The organism is Salipaludibacillus neizhouensis (genome assembly GCF_002886185.1).
GTDB classification, from domain to species: Bacteria; Bacillota; Bacilli; order Bacillales; family Salisediminibacteriaceae; genus Salipaludibacillus; species Salipaludibacillus neizhouensis.
This window is the reverse complement of the sequence record NZ_KZ614146.1, coordinates 119,394-141,444: the sequence shown is the minus strand read 5'-3', so window position 1 is coordinate 141,444 and position 22,051 is coordinate 119,394. Positions and strand designations below refer to the sequence as shown.

The window sequence follows — 22,051 nt, the reverse complement described above, 5'->3', positions numbered from 1 at the left end:
GTATAATGTACCTTAACAAGCTAATAGAAATGATTTGTTATTGAGCTACTAATTTAAAAACGGAGGTGAAGTATTTTAAATGACGTAATGTGTGCATATCCCCCCTATTATAGAGAGTATATTTATATTTTTTTAATAACATCGCAGTAGATACTATTCTACCGTGTTATATCTTAACCAACGAGAAAGGAAGATAATAATAATGGTAAATATAATTAAAAAAAGTATCGGTTATTTAGCTTTTACTTTCCTTGTATTTGGTTTAGCTACCTTTCTAGTAGAAAATGAATCTTCCGCTGAAGAAAACACGAAAACAATTACAATTGATGGAACCGACGTCGATAAATATAATCGATTTAAAGGTTTTGGAACGGTATCGGGTAATAATACATCTCGTTTAATGTTAGATTACAAAGAAGAGCATCCAGAAGCATATTGGGAAATTATGAATCAATTGTTTAATAAAGACACAGGAGCAGGATTAGCGCATGTGAAAGTGGAGTTAGGTGCCGATATTAATTCCTCTTCTGGAACGGAGCCTGCAACCATGCGATATGCAGATGAACCTGCAAATGTGCTGAGAGGAGCAGGGTTTCAATTTGCTGCTGATGCCAAGTCAATTAATCCAGATATAACAACTGAAATTCTGCGTTGGGGTGAGCCGCGATGGACATGGAATGGCGCCGCAGACAAGGAATATGAGAATCGGTATCAATGGTATAAACAGACTATCGATGCAGTGTACGATGAGTATGGATTTAAACTAGACTATGTTGGAATCTCTCAAAATGAAAGAGCTCAAGGTGGTAATGGTAAAAATGAAGTGGAATGGTTGAAATACTTCACTTCAACAATCAAAGAAGAGCCAAACTATGAGTCAGACTACAAAAATATTAAACTTGTTGCGGCGGATGGCTATCGAGACACAGCAACGATTAGTCGCACATTACTAGATAATGAAGATTTAATTGATGAAATTGATGTAATTAGTTCCCATTATGGTCTGACTGGTTCAGCTGAGCTTGCTGAATTACAAGATCAATTGATTGCTGATGGCAAACAGCCCAAAGAAAATTGGGTGTCTGAAGGAATTGCACCAATGATCAATGCACGTTATCGCGAAAATATGGAGCCACATTATAATGGGCTTGGTGGCCGAGCAGGAATTATCGATGTAACTTCACGTATTATTTCGGTGTATTCTTGGGTGGGCGCAGGCAATAATCCACTTAATGCCGTTTCTTTTGATTTTCAACCTTCCGTGGCTGCGTTTTATCAAGGTTCTCAATACAATCCGAAACATTTGATAAGTGCGTTTGATCCGTGGTCTGGCTTTTACGAAGCAGATGGCGGGTTACAAGGAGTTCGTCATGTGATGAACTTTGTCGGATATGATGACCACACAACACCTGAAAGTGAGCGCTGGATGTATGTCAAAGAGGCAACATTTAGTGATGGAAATTTCTTCGATGGCGGTGTAGATGTCGATACAAGTACTCATAATTATATGACATTAAAAGATCCCGAAACGGATGATTACACAACAATCTTTGCAAATAATTCAAAGGACACACGTAACTATAAAATTAAAACAGAGAATTTAAATGGGAAAGAGGATGCACCTGTCTATGTGTGGGAAACACGCGGAGCAGGCGCAGATGAAAAATATGATGCAAACTGGTTTAAAAATGTCAACAAAATCACACCAACAAATGGCGAATATGAATTAGAAGTTAAGCCTTATTCCATCGTAACCATTTCAACACTAGATAAGGAGTCTGAAACAAATGACTTTGAATATCAATCACAGTCAGTGGATCTAACCAAAGACACGATTATGCCTTTACCATATAAGGATGATTTTGAATATAATAAATATGGTCTTGATGAAGAAGGCAGAAATTACGTAGAACGTCGCGGGGGGACACCGCGTTATACGACAGATCAGATTGGTGCTTTTGAAGTTGTTGAAAAAGCAAGTCAACAGGCAATTAGTGGTAGCGCAGAACGTACGGATCTCGACATTCCGGAAGCAAAATCCCATGGAAATATGCTGCAACAGAAAATTGCTCACGACCTCATTGGAGCAGATTGGTCTGTTTGGGGCGGAAGAGATGGAACTGCGTCCAGCGTTAATCCAAACACCGTGCTTGGTGATTTCCGCTGGGTTAATTATACAGTTTCTTACGACTTTTTACTTGATACGCATACACCTGAAGTAGAAGACAGAAGTAACTACGCTTTAATTGGGGTACGTCAAATGAAAGCTGATTGGGCAGACTCTAGTGCACCATACAATGCACGTGTTTATTCGGATGGAAGATATGAAATTCTTAACTTTGGAAACGTCGAAACCAGTGGAACGATTGAAGATTTTGATAACAAAGTTTGGCATAATTTAGCGTTTGAAGCAAAAGAAAATGTATTTACCCTTTATCTTGATGGAGAAGAAATTGCAACTTATACGGACGATGATGCCACTGTTATGGCTGGAAGAGTTGCATTAGGGTCTGGTTATTATGAAACGCTTATTGATAACTTGCGCATCGATCCAGTTAAAGGATACACTTATAAATCTGACAAATATGACAGTGCTCAAGGACAGAATTACGCTACGGAAGAAGAAGCTTTAAACAATAACGATATATGGAATCCCATTGGGTACGTTGGAGACTGGGATTATACACAAGCAGGATATGCGCATTTTAATCGTACGCAGATGACAGCGAGTTCAGACTTTCCAGTTTGGAACGGAATAACTGTAGGACACGATGACACAACAAATATACAAGGGACCTTTAACAAGGTTTTCTATTCTGGAAACTGGGGATCGAACAGTGGAAATGCCTGGGGATCGGATGGAGAATCCTTTGAGATTACATTTAAGGGGAACGAAATCAGGTTATATGGTGAGACGAATCCGACAAATGGTACAGCAGATATTTATTTAGACGGTGAATTAGTCGGAGAAGCGAACTATTTGAATAATAGTTCTATTGTAAAGATGGTCTGGTCAGCTGAAGGCCTTGAAGAAAAAGAACATACACTTAAAGTAGTAGCTAAAGACAGTTATACTAGCTTTACTAGGGCTGAAATAGAGACTACTGATGATGTCCCTATGGAAGCAGTTACCACCTTAGCACCTAATAATTTTGTTGCAATATCCGACGATGCGGATGTAGGCGATGAAGAAAACACAGTTTATGCATATCGAGAGAATGGAGCGACTTGGGGCTCAAATAGTAACAATGCTTGGGCGAGTTTTAATGACAATCCGTATATCATGATTAACTTCACTGGTACAGGTATAGATTACCTGTTGGGGACTGACAACAATACAGAATATGAATTTGAGCTTGATGGAGAAGATGTAGGCAACCACAGCGTGGGAGCTGACGGTGTAAGTTATTCTATTAGAGACCTGGAAGAAAAACCACATACGCTTAAAGTGTCATTGGGAGATAATGAAGTAAAAGAAGAGTTTATGGATTATCGCGGTGTTAATATTTACAGCACCCCTAAAGAAGGTAACAGCAGTATGATCTTTAATTTTGAGGGATCTGGATTCAATTTATTTGGTGCAACTCCGGATGCGCTAATTGACGTCTATGTCGATGATCAATTAATTGAAGAAGATTTTAGAATTTACCCTAAAGGGGACAGACAAACCTCTTTTAACATTCGGGGACTTAAAGATACCAACCATACTGCTAAAGTGGTTGTAAAAGGCGGTACGTTTGTTTTAGATGGTATGGACGTCATAACAGGAAAAAACAAAGTGGAAGTAGATAAAACTGAACTGCAGCAATTGTATGATGAAAACAAAGAAAAAGATCATAAAGACTACACCAAGGACAGTTGGAAATCCTTCCATTCAGCACTATTAAATGCAAAATCGGCATTAAAAAACCCGCAAGCATCATTAGTGAAAGTAGCTGCTGCAAGGTCTTCTTTACAGGCAGCAGTGAAAGATTTAACTGAAATAACAACAGATTAAGTACAAACCTATCCACTATCGAACCTGGGAAATAAGTAGAAACAATCTGCTTATCCCAGGTTTTTTCTGTTTGAAACGCTTCGTAAAAGAGTATTGAGGCGCTGAACCGATTAGAACCACTGTGGCTTAGCCACAGTGGTTCTAACAGAAAGCTTGATTTTTCTATAAGTGCTTATTCCTATCTATTTAAAATGATTTATCAACCTTATAGAAAATTTATAAGCGTTGCCGATAAACCACTGTACTTTTATCCGAAGCATAAATTTTTATTTCATTATCCTTAACCTCTACATATGGTGCTTCCTGCCACATTCCTCTTCCTTTTTCACCGTTTGGTTCTCCATAAAATCCAGACACAAGCAAGCTCGTTCCAACATCTATTTTACTCGTCACTGTAGGTATAGTGGTTCGTGAGTGAATGAGATTTGTGTTTGAATTAGGGTTTACAAGAATCGCCTTAGCATTCCCATATAAACTTTTCACACCACTTTTACCTAATGAATTATTAACTATTGCAGCATTATTATCCTTCATCACTTCTAGACTGTCATCCTCTGTTTTCCCTAAAGCAAATCCGCCGTCAGCTACGTCTAACTTCCGTTGGGTTGTTATTTGATGAACACGTATGTGCCAAGGTGCACCTGTTATTAACCACGTACTCACAACGACATTCTCCCAAGGTTTCCATTTCGTGTAGATAACATTGTCATCTATCTTATATTCTTCTACTTTTCTCTTCACTCTATAAATATTATCACCTTCACTTAATGCGAGCGTGGAGTCAAATGCACCTTGCTCAAGTCCCCATTCCGCTCTCGGTACACTAAACCCAAAATAATTGGAGTAGACGAATTTTTCATATTTTGCAGAAGTATGTGTGTGATCATTTGTGGAGCGGTGGCCCGTATTAAAGGCCAGTACGTGATTCGTTTCTTCTTGTCGACACAAGACTAAATGAGCAGGATGTTGGACAGAAACCTCTTTTAATTGTGGAAGCGACGTTTCTTCTGCCTGCCAAAATGGATGGTCATCTTTTAATGCTAGAATTAAGAATGTTTTCAATCCCCAATATGGTGATCCTGGAGAATTATAATTTTCAGCCATCACTTGATTAGGATAGGCATAGCCAATGCTTAGCGTCCCATCGGCAAGAAAGATAGGTTGCTTAAACCACCAACGTAAGTTATTTAAGATAATACCTTTCATTTGACCATACGAAAACACTTCCACCTCCGCAAAAACCATCGCACTCCAAAAAGAAACTTGAGCAAATCTATAGGAAAGACTTCTTCCATATGGAAGAGCAGACCCATCTTTTGCAAACCAATAGATGAAATCCTGGGCAAATAATCCCGCTCTTTCTTTATATAACTTTGAACGTTCCGGGTCTTCCGATTTCATAAGTTCCGCATAAAACAAGCAATAATAATGAATAGCAAAAGAAGTATAGTAATCACAGTGAGCATCAACACCATCGGAATACCACCCATCTGCTATATAAAATGCATTAATCCTGTCTAAATTATTTTCTATCTTTTCCTTGTCATAAGGTGCTTCCACTGCTTTAAGACCTAGATTCACAAGAACAGGAAACAGCAACCAATTACAATCATGTACTTTACAATCATTAATCTGGGAGATCCATGAAACAAAATGACTTTTTTCTTCTTCATTCAATGGCTCCCATATTTTTTCTGGTATGAGCGCAAGAGCAAAACCATACACAGCCACCTCTACTATCCGCTGGTCATAATCTTGTATGCTCCCCCAGTACTCTTCATGGCTTGGGTTAGTTCCATTCTTAATTCCTTGAAACGTAGCTTCCCAGCCATCATACTCTCTTCCACCGGCAAGAAGAGGAACAATTCCCCAAAGTAATCTTGAAAAACCCTCCATCTCAGCAATAGGATCCGGATGACCAGCACTTGTATTTCCAACATGAAGATGCGCATTCCCCTTGCTAAATTTGTCTTTTAACGGATGACAGATTTGTTCTACTGCTAAATTAACATCCTCTTTCGTTTTAAGAGAATTTTTATAGATGGGTAAGTCAAAATTTCTCATTTATTATAATCTCCTTAGATAACATGATATAAAAAGTATATTAATAGAAAAAGAAACTCGTTGCTCTATCTCCTCCAAAATAACTCTGTATAACCTTTCAATCTTGCAATTCCTTCTACAAAAAAGTAATCTCCATAAATAAGTGGTCTATCCAAATTTTTCTGCTCTGGATAATGACTTGTTCCGTGAAGAATTAATCCATCCTCGTTCGGATTATCCCAGTCACCATAGTTTTCATACAAAGATTGAAGGATTTTTATCCCGGATTTTCTATAAATATCAGCTTCTGCAGAAGGTACTTTTTCAGCTAATAACAACAAACCTGGTGCGGCAATTGCTCCTGCAGATGAATCCCGATAGGCTGTCACCTCTTCAGGAATACGAAAATCCCAGTGAGGAACAGAATCTTCTGGTAAATTTGCTATAAAGAAATGAGCTACCTTTTTTGCAGCCTGTAAGTATCTCTCTTCTCCTGTGTATTCATAACATAAGGTTAAACCATAAATAGCCCAGGCTGTCCCTCTCGACCATGCGGAATCAGGTGCATAGCCTTGCCCTCCAATAAACGCTATTCTTTCTCCAGTTGCTGGATCAAAATGAACGATGTGGTGAACAGAACCATCTGCTTCAATAAAATGATTGAGAATAGTATCTGCATGTCGCATTGCTACTGATTTATAACGAGGATCTTCTGTTTGTTCCGAAGCCCAAAATAAAATCGGTAAGTTCATCGCACAATCAATAATGGCATATCCTCTATTTTCATCGCCTTCAAACCAAGGATTCCAGGCCCTAATATAGTTACCATTTACGTTAAATCGTCCCATTAACAAATTTGCAGCTAAAAGAGCACGACGTCTTGATTCTTCATCACCAATAAGTTTAAATCTAGCAATACTTGTTAATGTCCACATAAAACCTATATCATGATCTAAACGGTAGAAGTCTGTTATTACTTTATCTAACTTTTCTTCACATTCTTCTGCTAACCTTCTTAAAGATTCATCTTTTGTGTCACGATATACTAACCACAGTTGCCCTGGCCAAAACCCCGCCGTCCACCAATGAGGTTGTGCAAGTTCATATGTACCGTTAACACTTGCATGTGGAAAGTTTGCCCCAATTTTTATACTCGTTCTATTAATCTTTTTAATAATGTTACTCCACGCTTCTTCTACCCACTCCTGTTGATTTATCATCTTCTCATCCTTCCTTATTCAAATTGAAATACAAGCTTAACGGTGCATTCCTTTTCTAGCTTTTTAACAATGAAATCAATAACATAGAACGTTTCTTTTTCGCCCTGATGATTATGAAACTGCATCTTGTTTAGCTGCAATTTTAGTTGCTTTTCATCAAACAATATTCTTAATTTTTGTTTCTGATTCCCTAGAAGAACGATACAATCAGCGTGTTCCTCAATCGTAAGAATCGGTGTTATCAATCTTTCAATAATAGAGCATGGGGCCTCGAAAAATGCAAACGAGTCTTTTAAAGTGAGCCTAGGTTTCTCATGTTTTCCCCACGTAAACGTTCTCAACAATTTCTGTAAACTAGCTAAGCCATAAGCCTGTGAAATATTAAGTTTAAATTGTTCGTATTTCTCCTTCGTAGTTAACTCTTCTTGCGAGGCTAGGAATAACTCTCCCTCTTGCTGAAATTGATTATTAATAATTGGAACAGAGTGACCTTGAGATCCATTACAAAAAATAGAGTAACGATCCGCTCCGAAAGACTTACTAGTATATTCACCACTACCTAAATCTTTTAAAAACAACTCCCCATTTCCATACAGCATGAAGTGACCGATATCATTATGATTGTGTGGCTCATCATTATGGCCTCCTTTTGCAGAGAAAGCATACCGAGCTCCACCCGAGGAGTACCTAGAAATAAACCATTGCGCGTATGAGAGGTAATAACTTCCTTCTTCCCACGGTTTACCTTTTTTTTCATCATTAAACCATAACAAATTCCGAATAGCCGGCGCCCATCTACTACAATGATCCTCCGTGTATTTCACGCGTAGCTCTTCTTCTGGAACTTCTACATCAGAATAAATACTATTTAAATAATGACTAAGACCTAAGAAAACATTTGCTTTTGGAACTGCATCAGAAAAATTTACGATGATGTTTTTATTTAGAAAGCTTTTTTGTTGAAATAGAGCGATTTGGTGAATTTTCTCAGCCTGAAACAAATTGATTTTTCCACCTGTCTTTTTCTTCACCAGGTCAGCAAAATAAACATAATACCCAAATCCATATTGCCAATACCCGTAACCTTCCAAACAAGCTCCATCGTCATTAAATCCTGTTAAATAATAATCCATTGATCGTAAGACTCGTTCTAAAATAATAGCCAGTTCATCCATATCATCCATTAAATAAATAGCCGCAGAACCGATTGATCCAGCACAAACCGATGCCCAATTGTGAGTAGCTGTCTCCCATTCAAACTCATCGTTATGATAGGGCCAAAAAATTCTTCGATACACCTCTTCTTTGATTCTTTTAACGATCAGTGGGTCAAGCAAATGCTCTGTTAATGTTAAGATTTCACTCAATGCAAAAGCTGTTTCAGCAGCAAATAAATCTATCGTATACTTTCTTTTCTCCCAAATTGTTTGCTGTTGGAGTGATAATTCCCTTTCTGGTGAGGTATTAGTTTCAGGATTATGTTCTAAATGAGCTGGTAAACACCAAGTATATTCATCACAAATCGACCATAATGTATTTTGTAAAGCTTCATAGTATTCAACATTTTCCGGTTCAAGTAACGTCATGATAGTAAATGTATTCAAACGTCTTCTTCTAGCAAAATACACATCTTGATATTCAAGACGTGAACCTGTTTCTTGATACTTCTTAAATAATGAAAAAGGTAATTCAGGATCTTTTTCACAAATAAGTTTTTGCGCTTCGGCTTCAATTTCCATTAGCAAAGGTTTGTAAACACTTTTTTGCTTAATTTCCTTAAACCAACTATGCTGATCATTCTTACTTGAAAATAGAAGAGATGACCCTTCTTCACTACAGGAACCTATCAATGATCTAATATGTGTTCGATGCATATCATCCCTCTTTTTACTGATACTTTCTTATCTGTCAAGAAAGTTCGAATAATGTTTCACTCAAAACTCTCCTTCAAAACTTGTTCCTTCCTATTATATTTTTCCGCTATATCATTTATTTTTTTCATATAGATTCCCATTAGACAGTAAGCGACACCACTTACACTAAAGAAAAAGATGAGCGCTGGAATAAACGTAAAAAGTAAGCAAAATAGAAAAACAGTAATGATAAAAACCAGGGTAATATGAGGGTAAATAATACCAAGCATGACAGATAGTTTGATCTTTTTAAGGAGACTCATATCAAAATGAACATATATCGGAAAAATAAATAACAAGAATATTCCTAACAATATGGCAACGAGTATGTTCCCGACAAGTATAATCAGTGTTAAACTACTCTCTTCATTCATGCTTCCTAAAAATTGATAATTAATAAAAAAACCATACCCGACGAATAATATAATTAGACCAAGTATGTTGCTAGGAAAGAAATCCTTTTTATATGTTTCAATAAACTTTTTATGAATCGTCATCTCATCATCATTTAGAATCCAACCTCTAATGACACTGAACAATGAAACAGTTGCTGGCATTATTCCAAATACGACAAGCCCTGATAGAACCCCTAAAAACCATAAAATGTTAAGGTAAGCCAGTTTCATTACCATATCACTGATTTTATATATTCCACCCATTAATCCACCTAATTGCATAGAAATCACTCTTTCTAAGTGTAAGATAGTTAAGAAAAACGCGTAGCGTCTTTTATTAAATACAGCGTCAGCTTCCGCCGCCCCGAGTAGCACCTACGTACTGAGTGTAGGTGCTACTCGAAAGGAGGATGATTTCCCCTTGATACGTGCGGTGTGAAGGTAGCTGCCAATTTTATAAATTATCTCTCAATAAATTATTGATATTGACCGTTGTTTCAGGCGATTAAATAATATCAACTTTAGAAAACTTATAATTTTTTCTATATTCCATCGGTGGGATTGAAAAATACTTTTTAAATAACTTAATATAGTAACTAGTATTTTCATATCCTAATTTGTGAGATATCTCCTCCACAGTTAATTCCGTTTCAATAAGATATATTGTTGATTTTTCGATTTTAGTTTTAGTCACATATTCTGTGAAAGTCATTCCTGTCTCTTTCCTAAATAACCTGCTGAAATAACTTGAGTTCATATATAAAAAAGTTGAAGCCTCTTCCATTCGTATCTTTTTATGCATGTTCTCCACAACATATCTCTTTGCTTTTAATATATCCTCATGAGTTGTTTCCATTTCGGAACGCAAGTAATCCATCATATCTTTTATATATTTATACATGTGAAAATTCACTTGATTAATAGTACTTATCGCATTTACTTGTGAGTGAAGTACTGTTGCTTGATTAGAATCGCTTTGGTAAAGATACTGATGTCTAATTGCTAGATTTATTAATATGCTATGGATTAAACTTTTCACTTCATCTGGATGATACCGTTTCTCTCCAAACAAATTTATCCACTTTTTAATCACTTCTTTAACCTTATCTTCACTCTGGTCAGTGACCATGTCATTTATTTCTTCATAGAAAGTCGTATACTCAGAAAAAATACTAACTTGTGAAAATGAGTAATCAATATCATGGAAAGATATTATTTCATTACCACCCACATAAAACCAGTGGCAGCCTATGTTCATTAATTTAGAAAGCGACTCTTTCATCTGAGTTAAATTACTGATAGGTTGATGGTAATGAACCATTGAAATCTCAATATTCAAGTGTTTATCTATGACTTCCTCAACATGAGACAGGAGTTTTTTCATTTCAACAAAGGGATTATTTTTTATTAATGATTTTACTTTTACAAAACAAATCAATTCATACTCGTCGTTCATAAAACTAATCATTTCTTCCCCTTTATTTACTGCTACCTCCGCGCTTATGTTGTCAATTGCAAACATGTACAACTCTGAGGATTTGTATTTATTCATTACATCATCTTTGTTGGTAATTTGCACAACGACTGGGATATAACTAAATTCGTCAAGTTTTAACCCGAAGTTATTTAATTGGGACTTTAAGTTATCAGAGTTTGATAATGAATGATCTCGTATTTGGTGTAACAAGTGCCTTTTTAAACTCCATTGATTTTGATCAATATAAGACTTTAATTTATCTATTTGTCCATTTGAATTTTCTTTTTCTTTGATTTTTGAAACAAGTAGATCAATGGATTCTGCCAAATTCTCAGGTTCAAGCATATCTTTAAGTATATAATCAGTGACATTTAATTTAACTGCATGTTTAGCATAATTAAAATTATCGTGACAAGAAATAATCAATGATTCTAAGTTCGGGTTGATCGCATGAAGAAGATCGATGAGTTCCAAGCCATTCATTTCAGGCATATCAATATCCGTAATAAGAATATCTGGTTTTTTCTTTGTGGCGTACTTCAATGCTTCCTCTCCCGATTCACATAATTCCACTGTAATTCCTTTCTCTAACCAGGGAATACAATCGTTCATATACTCCAGCATTTGAAAATTGTCATCTACTAGTAATGCATTCATCATTCTCGTCCCCCCTTTAATGGTATACGAAAAGTAACCGTCATACCCTGCTGCCACATGCTTTTAACTTCCATTGTAAAATCTTCCCCATAAATTAAGATCATTCTCTCATTGATATTTTTCAACCCAATCCCCATATGCTCATTTTCTTCATCATAATTTGCTATGACACTGTCTTTACTAACTCTAAGGCTGTCTTGCACTCGCATTAGATCATTAACCTCTAGGCCATTTCCATCATCCTTAATCGTAACAATCATTTCTGCTCTCTCTATTTCTGCAGCAATAAAAATTTCTCCATTTCCATTCTTAATCCCATGTTTAAGCGAATTTTCTACGATTGGCTGAATAAAAAAACGAGGGACGTTTATATCAAGTGTTTCCGGATCTAAATCGACATACAGGGAAACTGGAATTTTCCTCATGGCATTCATTAAATGCAAATAATTTTTAGAGTGATTCATTTCTTCTTCAAAAGTAATCCATTCCTGTCCTTTATATATCATTCTTAAAAACTTATTAAATGACATAATCAGGTGAGATGTCTCTTTATCTCCATTTTTATAAGCTTGTATTCTTATTGTATTTAATACGTTAAATATAAAATGAGGCTTAATCTTTCCTTGGAGGATAGCAACTTCTGCCTTACGCTTAATTTCTTGCTCTGTTTTTAATTTTTCAAACATATCTTGGATGCGATCAAGCATTAAATCAAATGCCAAACTCAAACGACCTATTTCATCATTTCTCGATATATTTGACCTTATTTGTAAATTACCTGTTTCAATTTCTTTAGCAATGCTCGCAAGCGTCGTAATCGGCTGGGTAAACCGGTTGACGATGTAAAGGAGTATCATAATTAAGATAAATAATGCAAATGTATTGATATAAATATTAAAAGTATAAGCATTACTAAGCTCATCAATCGCATCATGATATGGCATATAACTCAACAATGTCCATTCTTGAAACGGAACTTGCTGATGAACATACAAATAGTCTTCTCCGTCGTGAGAGATTATCTTCGAATTTTGACCGTCTTCTAATCGGTGAAAATATTGAAATTTTTCTCCTATATTCCCTCTATTCTGGTCGTATAAGATATACCCATTTTCATCTAGTAACAATAAACTCCGATCATGTTTTGACTGATTATCCATTTCAATATTTTTTAGATCCTTCAGACCAGCAAAAATATAAGCGGTTGTTTTCCCAGAGTAACTGGTTAATCTCTTACCAAGTAATATGGTTTGGTCATTCGTGTCTAATAAGTGCCCTTCTTTTCTTCCTTCATCGATATCCGCTGCATTAAATCCGAGTACTTGGAAAGTAGATACTTTTTCAAGTTTTTCGAATAAATGATCTAATTCCGCAAATTCAAACTTCCCATTGAAATGATAATTGGACAAATAGTGTTCTCCAGTTACGGGAATTACTGCAATTGCAACATTACTATTTCGCGTTAATTGGTCTATTCTAGAATTTATAGTTGAATAAGCTCGCGGAGGTATGGAAGTGCCCCGAGAGCTAGCATTCAGTGTACTTCGAATTTCATCATCAAAATGGATGTAATTCATCGTTTGAATCATATAATCTATCTCATTTGACATCGTGAGGTTCGCTAAATCAAGATTATATTCTTCACTCTGAATCGTTTGTTTTTTGACTACATCAAGACTCGTGTATATGATATGACCCATACTAAATAAAAAAGGAATGGCCGTACATACAATGATAGTAAAGAGAAGTTTTTTTCTGAAGGTATTAATTTTTATATAATACAGTAGTTTCTCTTTAAACTTTTGCATGCCCTTCACTTCCTAAACATGGTGTTATTAATTCTAAAAATCTCTTTTGGAATTTAGCTATTTTTTTATACTCAAGAAGTTAGAAGCAAATTGCTTCTAACTTCTTGTAAGTCTATTAATCTACATTTTGATCGATAACACTTTGAACAGCTTCATGAGCTTTTTCAATAGTTGTGTCTAGATCTTGTTCATCTAATAAAAAGCTTTCCACTTCATTTTGGTAAGCGGTCTCCACTTCTCCAATAAAGGCGGGAGGAATACTCACATCTGCAGGTTCTTGAACCTCTAAAGTATGAATAAGTGAATCTACATTAATTAGATCCATATTTATTTCTTCACTTTGCTCTAGCATGTTCGTGACAACTTCCTCTAAATCTACGCCTTTAAAGTCAGGTAAATATTTACCTTGTTCAACAATACCTTCCGTTGTATACCATCTTATAAATTCAAATACTTCATCTTTATGCTCAGAACCAGAATACATTGTCAAGAAGTCAGCTCCAGAAGGCGTTGTATTCGGATCTCCTTCTTTAGCTTTTGGATATGGAGCAAAAGCTGTTGTAAATGCTGGATCATCTTCAACCCCACCACGTTCATTGATCATCCAAGTTCCAGTCATAATCATAGCTGCACTCTCTCCAAAAAACTGAGGTCGATAATTTAAATCAAGTGAGATCGTATCCGAGTATGGAGTAGCTGAATTCTCCTCGTGTCCTCGCTCACGAATTTCTAATGATTTGCGAATATTCTCACTATCTATATTGGACGTTACTCCGTCATCTTTAATAAGGTTACTATCTTCATGTTGATTAAATGCCGCTAATTTCAAGTAATCCATCCACGTGTGGAAAAAGGTTCCGTAGCGTCTTTCAGCACCCTCTCCCTGGGAGAGAATTTCTGCATAATCCATGTACTCATCCCAAGTCCATTCCTCTGGGACATCTAGTCCAGCCTCATCTAGAGCGTCTTGATTGAGCATTACGAAGAAACCATTAAACTTCCCTGGTAATGCGTAATAATTGCCATCTACGCTCGTATCGACTCCATATTCTTCTTCATAGTCAATCCCGTTTTCTTCCAAATATTCGTTGAGTGGTTCAAACATTCCTTGACTAACTCGCTGAGAATAATTTGCCGCATCGTTAACAATGATTGCATCAAGTTGATCTCCAGATGCTGCTGCTAAGTCTATTTGCTGCATGGTTTCGTTTGCATCGTTATTTTCAGGTGTAACCGTTTCCACTTTAATATGTGGATGAGCTGCTTCAAATGCATCTACGACTACATCCCAATTGTCTTGTTCTTCATTATACCAGTGATGCAATCGTATTGTAACCGGTTCCTCCGCAGATTCCGTACTATTGTTTCCACTTTCTTCCGATCCCTCTGATTCATCAACTTGCTCATTACCACCTGCATTAGAATCCTCATTTCCACAAGCTACAAAGATACCAATAAACATGACACTAATAACTAAAAATAGTATTTTTCTTAATTGCATAAGAAACCCTCCGTTTCATATTTTTTACTTATCCTTTCACTCCACCCATTGCAATTCCCTCAATAACATATTTTTGGCCAATGAAGAAAATGATCAAAAGCGGAAGAATAGCCGACACTGTTCCTGCCATTATTAAACTGTAAAACTCACCACTCATGGATGAAAACTTTGAGATCCCTAGTTGAACGGTAGTTAAATGATCAGATCTCAGAAAAATTAGTGGACCTTGATAATCATTCCATGTCCAAATGAATCTTAAGATACCATACGTTGATATAGCTGGTAAGACAAGAGGAATCGCTACTTTTCGAAAGATTAAAAAGTGTCCAGCACCATCTATTTTTGCAGAAGCGATATAATCATCATGAATTCCTACAAAAAATTGTCTTAACATGAAGGTTCCTAACACACTAAAACTATTTAATAGAATTAAGCCCAAATGTGTATCAAATAAATCTAAATACATATAGAGCATAAACTGTGGAACTAGAATAGCTTGGGCAGGTATCATAAAAGTAGCTAATACTAAAAGGAAAATGATATTCTTTCCAGCAAATTCAATTTTGGAAAATCCATAAGCTGCCATCGTTGAGACAATTACCGATATTAAAGTTGTAGCAACTGTAACCTTAATTGAATTCCAATAATATAGTGGGAATTGCCCGCTCCAAACTTCGACATAATTTCCCCAACGCCATTCACTTGGAAGCCACTGGATAGGATAAGCAAAAACTTCAATTTCTGGCTTTAATGATGCTGATAACATCCAAATAAATGGCAAAAGGAAAATAATCCCGACAATAAACATAAACACTGTGATTATTATTTTTATTAATTTATATTTCATAGTTTTACCTCCTTTACGTCAATAATTTACCCATTTCTTCTGACCTAACCACTGAAGAGCGGTTACTACAAATAGCATCAGTAACAACATGATCGAAATCGCAGATGAGTAACCTGATCTCAGATATTCGAAAGCTTGTTCGTATAAGTAGTAGACAATAACCGAAGTGGAATAACCCGGTCCTCCACTAGTTAGTACAACAATAAGTTCAAAAGATTTAAAACTATAGATAATCCCTGTAATCAACAGAAAAAATGTAGTAGGCGAAACCATCGGGAGCATGATATGTCTGAATTTTTTCAGTATCCCAGCACCATCAATATCGGCAGCCTCATACAATTCTAATGGGATGTTTTGCAGCGCTGCTAAATATATGATGAGATTAAACCCAATCGATGTCCAAATACTAATGATAATTACGGATACTAATGCCCAGTTAGAATCTGCCAACCAACGAGGCGGGTCTTCTATTCCAATCCCCATTAAAAATTCATTGATCGGTCCATAGGATGGGTGAAACAGTAATTGAAATACAATTGCAATTGCGACAACACTTGATATATACGGCATAAAATATACAATTTTGAAAAATGATTTCATATATACATGCTTATTTATAATAACTGCAAGCATTAAAGAAAGGAACATTGTAATCGGGACCGCGAAGATGAGCCATACATTATTCTTTACTGATTGAATAAATAGATCATCACTTAATAATGCGGTGTAGTTGTCAAAACCAACAAAGTTCATGTCTCCTATGCCTCTTATAAACACCCAGTCCGTAAAACTAACGATTAATGCCATTATTATTGGAAATATGACTAAAATTGATGTACCAATTACCATTGGACTTATGAAGAGATAACCAGCCCACGTCTCTTTCGTATTCATTTTTAAATATTTGCGTTTCTTTACTTTAGGTTGATCTTTTCTATCACGATTTAAATTATGATTTCGTTTTTCTACTTCCAATCAACTTCACCCCTCCGAAACTTGCTAACTTAAATGAACTAGTAAAAACAGAATGTAAGATTTAGATTGTCATTTCTATGCGTTAAATTTAGTTTACACCAGTGTGTATTCGCTTACATGAAACGCATTTGATTACTGATGCAACAATATTGACTTTTCGAAATATTTTCTATAACGTCTAAAATTACGGATAAAAAACTTAGTGTCTTTTTTTCTGTTTTTGCCTTATTTTCATCGATGGTTGTTTGGAAGAATGAAAAATAAGGAAACTTCTATGTACGTTTATCGTCTAATTATTAGAAGGAAGTGATAATAGAAAACGAGGAAGGCGTATAGGAATGTAAGATCTTTTAAGCTTTTTGCTTTTTCAAGGAAAAAAGCACCTCGTGAAAGGTGCGAATGTGTAACAACATGTGCAATGCTCTGGTCTGGATGTTTATACAAGATCCTTTGCATACATATGCTTGGGAATAATATCCTTTTCCAACTCTAAAAGTTCTTCAATGATTTGATCTGCATCTGCAATGGAGTTAACGAGAGGATCGGTCAGCATAGCCCTCCTAAGCTTCTTGCGGTCACCTTCCACAACGGCTTCCGCTGTTAATTCATGTGTATCCAGTACTAGCTCCTGCATCCCGCGAATCCCTCGAGGCATCTCGCCAACAGGTAAAGGCTTTACTCCATCCATAGTGACTTCACATAACAGTTCGAGGAATGAATTATCGTTCATATTCGTTATCGCGCCTTGGTTAAGTGTGTTAATGTAGAACGGTTTCCTTAATCCACCCACCATATTTTCAATAATATCTGTCGCATGGTCCGGACCAAATGTATTCATATACTCGCTGATTGGTGTTTCACCGCTTAGGAAACGATCAATCTGCTGCCACATCTTATCATGACGCTTATAACGGTCTTCCGTTTCCCAAATTGATAATGGCGGTATCATATCTTCCAGCTTGCCAAGGCCTTGCCAATAAGGAACGTACTCCTTTGTATGAGCAGTACAAGTTGGAACATAGCCGAAAATGTCATACAGTTGATAGCTGATGGCATCATTGTGAAGAGCCTTCGCACCTGTGTCACCACCTACTGTTTCCTTCTCCGCCGAATGCTTCAATGATTGAGCAATAGTATGAAGGACATCTTTTCCTTCATACTCCGCTTTTAGCAGCCAAGTGAAGTGATTTACTCCGCCAATGCGTAAATCGAATTTGCGGTTAATTTCTTCTGAGTACTCACTCCAGTTATTGATAATCCCTGCTCTTTTAGCATAGATAATTTTCTTATGCGGCATATGATGCGAATCACACAAAGCAAAAGTCTTTAAATTAGGAGCATATCTTTTTAACGCCATTCCATTGACCGTCGAAGGGTTAATGTAATTTATTACCCAAGCTTCGGGACAAATTTCTTCAATATCCTTTGCACACTCCATAATGATAGGCAGTTCGCGCATTGCTCGGAAAATCCCACCTGGTCCGATAGTATCACCAGAGCACATTCTTATTCCATATTTTTCGGAAATCTCACAATCTATTCCCCTGTACTTTACCGTATCCTTAGCAAAACTAAGTACGACAAAATCCGCATCTTGAAGAACTTGCTTGCGGTCAACAGATCCCTCAATCTTCAAATCTACTTGATTAGCATCGACTACCATTTGAGCTAAATCAACTAGTTTATTTAACCGCTCTTCGTTTGTATCTACTAAAGCTAAAGTACCTTTGTTTAGATGTTCAGAATGAACCATTTGCCAAATACACTGGCGACCGAAAAACAAACTCCCTGCTCCTAACACAACTACCTTAGGCTTCTGAATAGTAATAGAAATCCCCTCCAATTCATTCGTTATCTTTAATTATAGAAGACGGATACAAAAATGGAATGCAAGAGAGTATGCGCTTCATGTCAAATAGTAATATTTAATATCCCTAAAAACTCTTATGATATAATAACTAAATAAGAACATGTCTAAAAGTATGGGATTGGTTTTGCCGATGGATAGTTTAAATATTTTTAACGAGCTTTCAGAGCTCGTCATGCTTCGAATAAATTCTTGCAGCGAAATTGCGCATCCTAATAGTTGGATTGAGAGTAAACATCATAAGGATTACGACTTATGGTACATCCAAGAAGGACGGATTGAGATTCGTATTCAGGAAGAGGTTTATCTCGCCTCCGAGGGTGATTTGATTCTTTTCAGTCCAAAGATTGCCTATACTGCTACAACCCTAAGTAGCAGATGCAAATTTATTTTCACACACTTCGATCTTGGTCTCGGGAATCATCTTGGTATACTAGATAATTTTCAGCTGTCAGGCATTATAGATGGTACGCTTGTTGAAGAAGAGGTTCGCCTTTTTTTGGATACGTATGACCAATATAAACTCAGTGCCCCAATGTCAGGGATTCGTTTGAAAGGATGTTTGACGATTTTAATCGCGAAGATTATGGAACAATATGGTCGTAAACAATATCGAGGAGAATTTACCCATTATCCAACTAATCAGAAGTTGACCAAGGATTTGGATAAGCTTCAACCTGTATTTGATTTTATTCATGAACACCTTCATCAAACACTACGAGTTGGAGAGCTTGCTGCAATAGCGGGTATGTCAGAGAAGTATTTTATCTCTTATTTTAAGCAAGCTCTTGGTGTAACACCAGGACGCTACGTTTATCAATTGAAAATGAATCGGGCTCGAGAATTATTGTACAGTAAACGCTATTCGATCCAGCAAATTGCAAGTATGCTTGGATACCCTGATCCTTTCAGTTTCTCTAAAGCGTTTAAGAAATATTATAAAGTGCCGCCTTCTAAGTTTGTTTGGTGAGTTTAAATGTTCTATTAGCTCAAAGAAACGGAGGCGGCGACTCCCGCAGAAAGCGTCCGCCTAGAGCGGATTCGAGCCTATCTGTTCTGTTCAACGAGACGATTACAACAATCTCTAAAAACCGATAATTTGTAAACTCTTCTAAAAAAAGATCACTCAAAAGTCAATTTGACCTTTAAATGATCCTCACAAAAGTTATCTTATTGATTCAGTGCATTTATTTCATCATTTTCTTACAATCACACATCTTTTATAAAGACTTCGTCTAACTTACTGGAGAAGAGAAATGAAATTTCAATAAATTCACATTTAGGGGCTAATATTATTTAGCTACTTCCAACCAACTACCATCGCTAGCAATAGTAGTTTCCACTGTTTTTCCTTCTTTATGATATCGAAGAATTCCCCGCCCATGACTCGCCCTAACACGAATTATTTTTGAATCCATATAAATTTCTACATCTCCTTCGGGCATCGGAACTGTTCCTTCTATCCACTCTAATCCACCGAGATGAGGTTCTACAACAAAGGTTTCATATCCAGGACTAAGAGGTGTTACGCCGAGAAAATACTTGCCAATTAAATACATTGGACTTGCCCCCCAAGCATGGCATAGACTTTTTCCATACGGCATTCCGTACATTTCTAAGTGTTCTGTTCCAGTTTGGTTTGGATCGTATTCTTCCCAAAAGCTCGTCGCCCCCAAGTCAAGCATACCTCCCCAATAATTAAGCATTTCATCAAGTACAAATCGATGCTCCCCAACCTCGCACAACGATGCTAGTTCATAGAATCGCATGTATGGTGTTTTAATTGCCTGGACTTCAGGGTTTAGCAGGACATGCTGCTTGACGGTTTCGACCTGCTTTTCATTTAAGTAGCCGAACAAAAGAGCAAACATATTGGGATACTTGGTAACCTTGGAGTTGAGTTTGCCTTCTAATCGACTATGTACCAAACCTCCTTGATCGTGATCCCAAAAGACATCTATCACTTTTGACTTGAGATCAACTGCCTGCTTTGAATAATCGTGAGATCTGTCATTATCTCCGACCAACTTTGCCACAAGGGCCATAGTCTCCAAGCTGCGACATAACAACAGCTGTATTGTGCTCACTTCTCCATCGTTATTAATATCAGCCCAATCAACAAATACCCAATCTTTTTCGATACCTTCCATCATGCCATTATTGTTACGGCGCTCTAGACAGAAATTCATCAGAGATATCATTTTATCGTATTGTGATTTTACAAAGGAGACGTCGCCTGTATATAAATAATAATCATAGATTCCCGAAAACCAGTACAAGCTATAATCGACGATCGTATTAATATGTGCACCAACAGGCTCCTTGCCTCTTAGGGCAATTAATGTCCGCTTCACAACTTCACGATCGAAGAAACTGTAATAATTTAATAGAAAGGATTGATAGGCATCTCCTGACCACACCCAACGATCTCGCTTTATTCCATCAAAGAAAAACTCTCGTGTATTTAGATGAAAGGTGTACAGAGCTGTTGACCAAATCTCATTTAATCGATCGTTGGAGCTTTTGAAACTGCCACGGTAGTTGACTGGTAAATATTCATAAAGCATCGAGATCGACTCTATTTGAAAATCTTCCGTGACAGGAACGATTTGGACATAGCGATAGGCTCGTGATTCCTTAAATGTAAAAATGGAATCTGTCTGTGTGCTGTCTAATGAAACACGGTCTAACAATACGCAGTGATCTCTATCTTCTGCCTCTTCTTTTGATTCCCCATAATAAACGGTAAGATCACTTCGGCCTTTTATTCCATTCAACTGGAGATATCCGAAAGTCTCTTTACCAAAGTCAACAAACCACCCGTCCGTCCTCCGCTCTACAGTTAACGGCTGCTGCGTACTCGTTTCCAATCGGAACTTGGAGGGCTTTGTTTCAGGACAATTCAACACATCTTGCCAGCATCCCACTGTGTGCCACTGTTTGTCATAACAGGATACTTGCCAATTACTGTCCGTCTTAATGTGTTCTCCTTCTATATATAAGGCTGGAACACCAACGTCATTATAAGCAGTAACGTTCAATTCGTGCTTACCTGCTGGCAACTTCATTCGGTGATCGTGATATCTCTCATTATCTTTTTCATCCAAATATACTGCGAATTTTCCATCTGCATGTATAGTGATTTCCTCAGGATATTCCAGTTCATACGCATATGTGAAAATAACTGAACTATAATGCCGATCAAGTCTCCAATAGGCAGGGTAAATGACGCCACGCATTTGCCTTCTAACGGAAATTTGCTCATGTAAATAAATCTCCCAATCTCCTGGATACCAGATCCAACATCTATTTTCTCTAGTCAAATTCTTTTTCAATGCCTTCCTCACTCCT

General features: G+C 36.8%; 13 protein-coding genes. 2 read left to right on the top strand and 11 right to left on the bottom strand.

Annotation, left to right across the window (positions count from 1 at the left end; all coding sequences use genetic code 11):
* Window positions 1-202: 202 nt before the first annotated feature.
* Complete coding sequence (locus CEF18_RS00570; protein ID WP_110934668.1) at window positions 203-3,997, top strand: glycoside hydrolase family 30 protein; 3,795 nt, start codon at window positions 203-205, stop codon at window positions 3,995-3,997.
* Between the two features lie 216 nt (window positions 3,998-4,213).
* Here CEF18_RS00570 and CEF18_RS00565 read toward each other — a convergent pair whose 3' ends face one another.
* From CEF18_RS00565 to CEF18_RS00520, 10 genes are all read right to left on the bottom strand, one after another.
* Window positions 4,214-6,061: a DUF2264 domain-containing protein gene (locus CEF18_RS00565; protein WP_110934667.1), complete on the bottom strand. Its 1,848-nt coding sequence runs from the start codon at window positions 6,059-6,061 to the stop codon at window positions 4,214-4,216.
* A gap of 65 nt (window positions 6,062-6,126) precedes the next feature.
* Window positions 6,127-7,260 (bottom strand): glycoside hydrolase family 88 protein, encoded by a 1,134-nt coding sequence (locus tag CEF18_RS00560; protein ID WP_110934666.1) that lies wholly within the window; start codon window positions 7,258-7,260, stop codon window positions 6,127-6,129.
* A gap of 14 nt (window positions 7,261-7,274) precedes the next feature.
* On the bottom strand, window positions 7,275-9,134 hold the full coding sequence (locus CEF18_RS00555) for a heparinase II/III family protein (RefSeq protein ID WP_110934665.1): 1,860 nt from the start codon (window positions 9,132-9,134) through the stop codon (window positions 7,275-7,277).
* 56 nt (window positions 9,135-9,190) lie between these two features.
* The gene (locus CEF18_RS00550) at window positions 9,191-9,850 is read right to left on the bottom strand and encodes a YesL family protein (RefSeq protein WP_110934664.1); all 660 of its coding nucleotides are present in this window, start codon (window positions 9,848-9,850) and stop codon (window positions 9,191-9,193) included.
* A gap of 223 nt (window positions 9,851-10,073) precedes the next feature.
* Window positions 10,074-11,705 carry a response regulator transcription factor gene (locus tag CEF18_RS00545; protein WP_110934663.1) on the bottom strand — a complete coding sequence of 544 codons (1,632 nt, stop codon included), beginning with the start codon at window positions 11,703-11,705 and terminating at the stop codon, window positions 10,074-10,076.
* Window positions 11,702-13,510: a cache domain-containing sensor histidine kinase gene (locus tag CEF18_RS00540; RefSeq protein ID WP_110934662.1), complete on the bottom strand. Its 1,809-nt coding sequence runs from the start codon at window positions 13,508-13,510 to the stop codon at window positions 11,702-11,704. The genes CEF18_RS00545 and CEF18_RS00540 overlap by 4 nt, the downstream gene beginning before the upstream one ends.
* Before the next feature lie 115 nt (window positions 13,511-13,625).
* Window positions 13,626-15,011, bottom strand: a complete 1,386-nt coding sequence (locus CEF18_RS00535) for an ABC transporter substrate-binding protein (RefSeq protein WP_110934661.1) — start codon at window positions 15,009-15,011, stop codon at window positions 13,626-13,628.
* Window positions 15,012-15,039: 28 nt separating this feature from the next.
* A complete protein-coding gene (locus CEF18_RS00530) occupies window positions 15,040-15,858 on the bottom strand; it encodes a carbohydrate ABC transporter permease (protein ID WP_110934660.1) in 819 nt (272 codons plus the stop codon).
* A gap of 18 nt (window positions 15,859-15,876) precedes the next feature.
* The gene (locus CEF18_RS00525; RefSeq protein ID WP_223292199.1) at window positions 15,877-16,833 is read right to left on the bottom strand and encodes a carbohydrate ABC transporter permease; all 957 of its coding nucleotides are present in this window, start codon (window positions 16,831-16,833) and stop codon (window positions 15,877-15,879) included.
* A 436-nt stretch (window positions 16,834-17,269) separates the two neighbouring features.
* Window positions 17,270-18,667, bottom strand: coding sequence for a family 4 glycosyl hydrolase (locus tag CEF18_RS00520; protein ID WP_110937542.1), 1,398 nt, complete (start codon window positions 18,665-18,667; stop codon window positions 17,270-17,272).
* A 166-nt stretch (window positions 18,668-18,833) separates the two neighbouring features.
* On the opposite strand from CEF18_RS00520, the gene CEF18_RS00515 reads away from it, so the two are divergent.
* Window positions 18,834-19,670, top strand: a complete 837-nt coding sequence (locus tag CEF18_RS00515; RefSeq protein WP_223292198.1) for an AraC family transcriptional regulator — start codon at window positions 18,834-18,836, stop codon at window positions 19,668-19,670.
* A gap of 322 nt (window positions 19,671-19,992) precedes the next feature.
* Here CEF18_RS00515 and CEF18_RS00510 read toward each other — a convergent pair whose 3' ends face one another.
* Window positions 19,993-22,035 (bottom strand): alpha-L-rhamnosidase-related protein, encoded by a 2,043-nt coding sequence (locus CEF18_RS00510; protein ID WP_110934658.1) that lies wholly within the window; start codon window positions 22,033-22,035, stop codon window positions 19,993-19,995.
* Window positions 22,036-22,051: the final 16 nt, after the last annotated feature.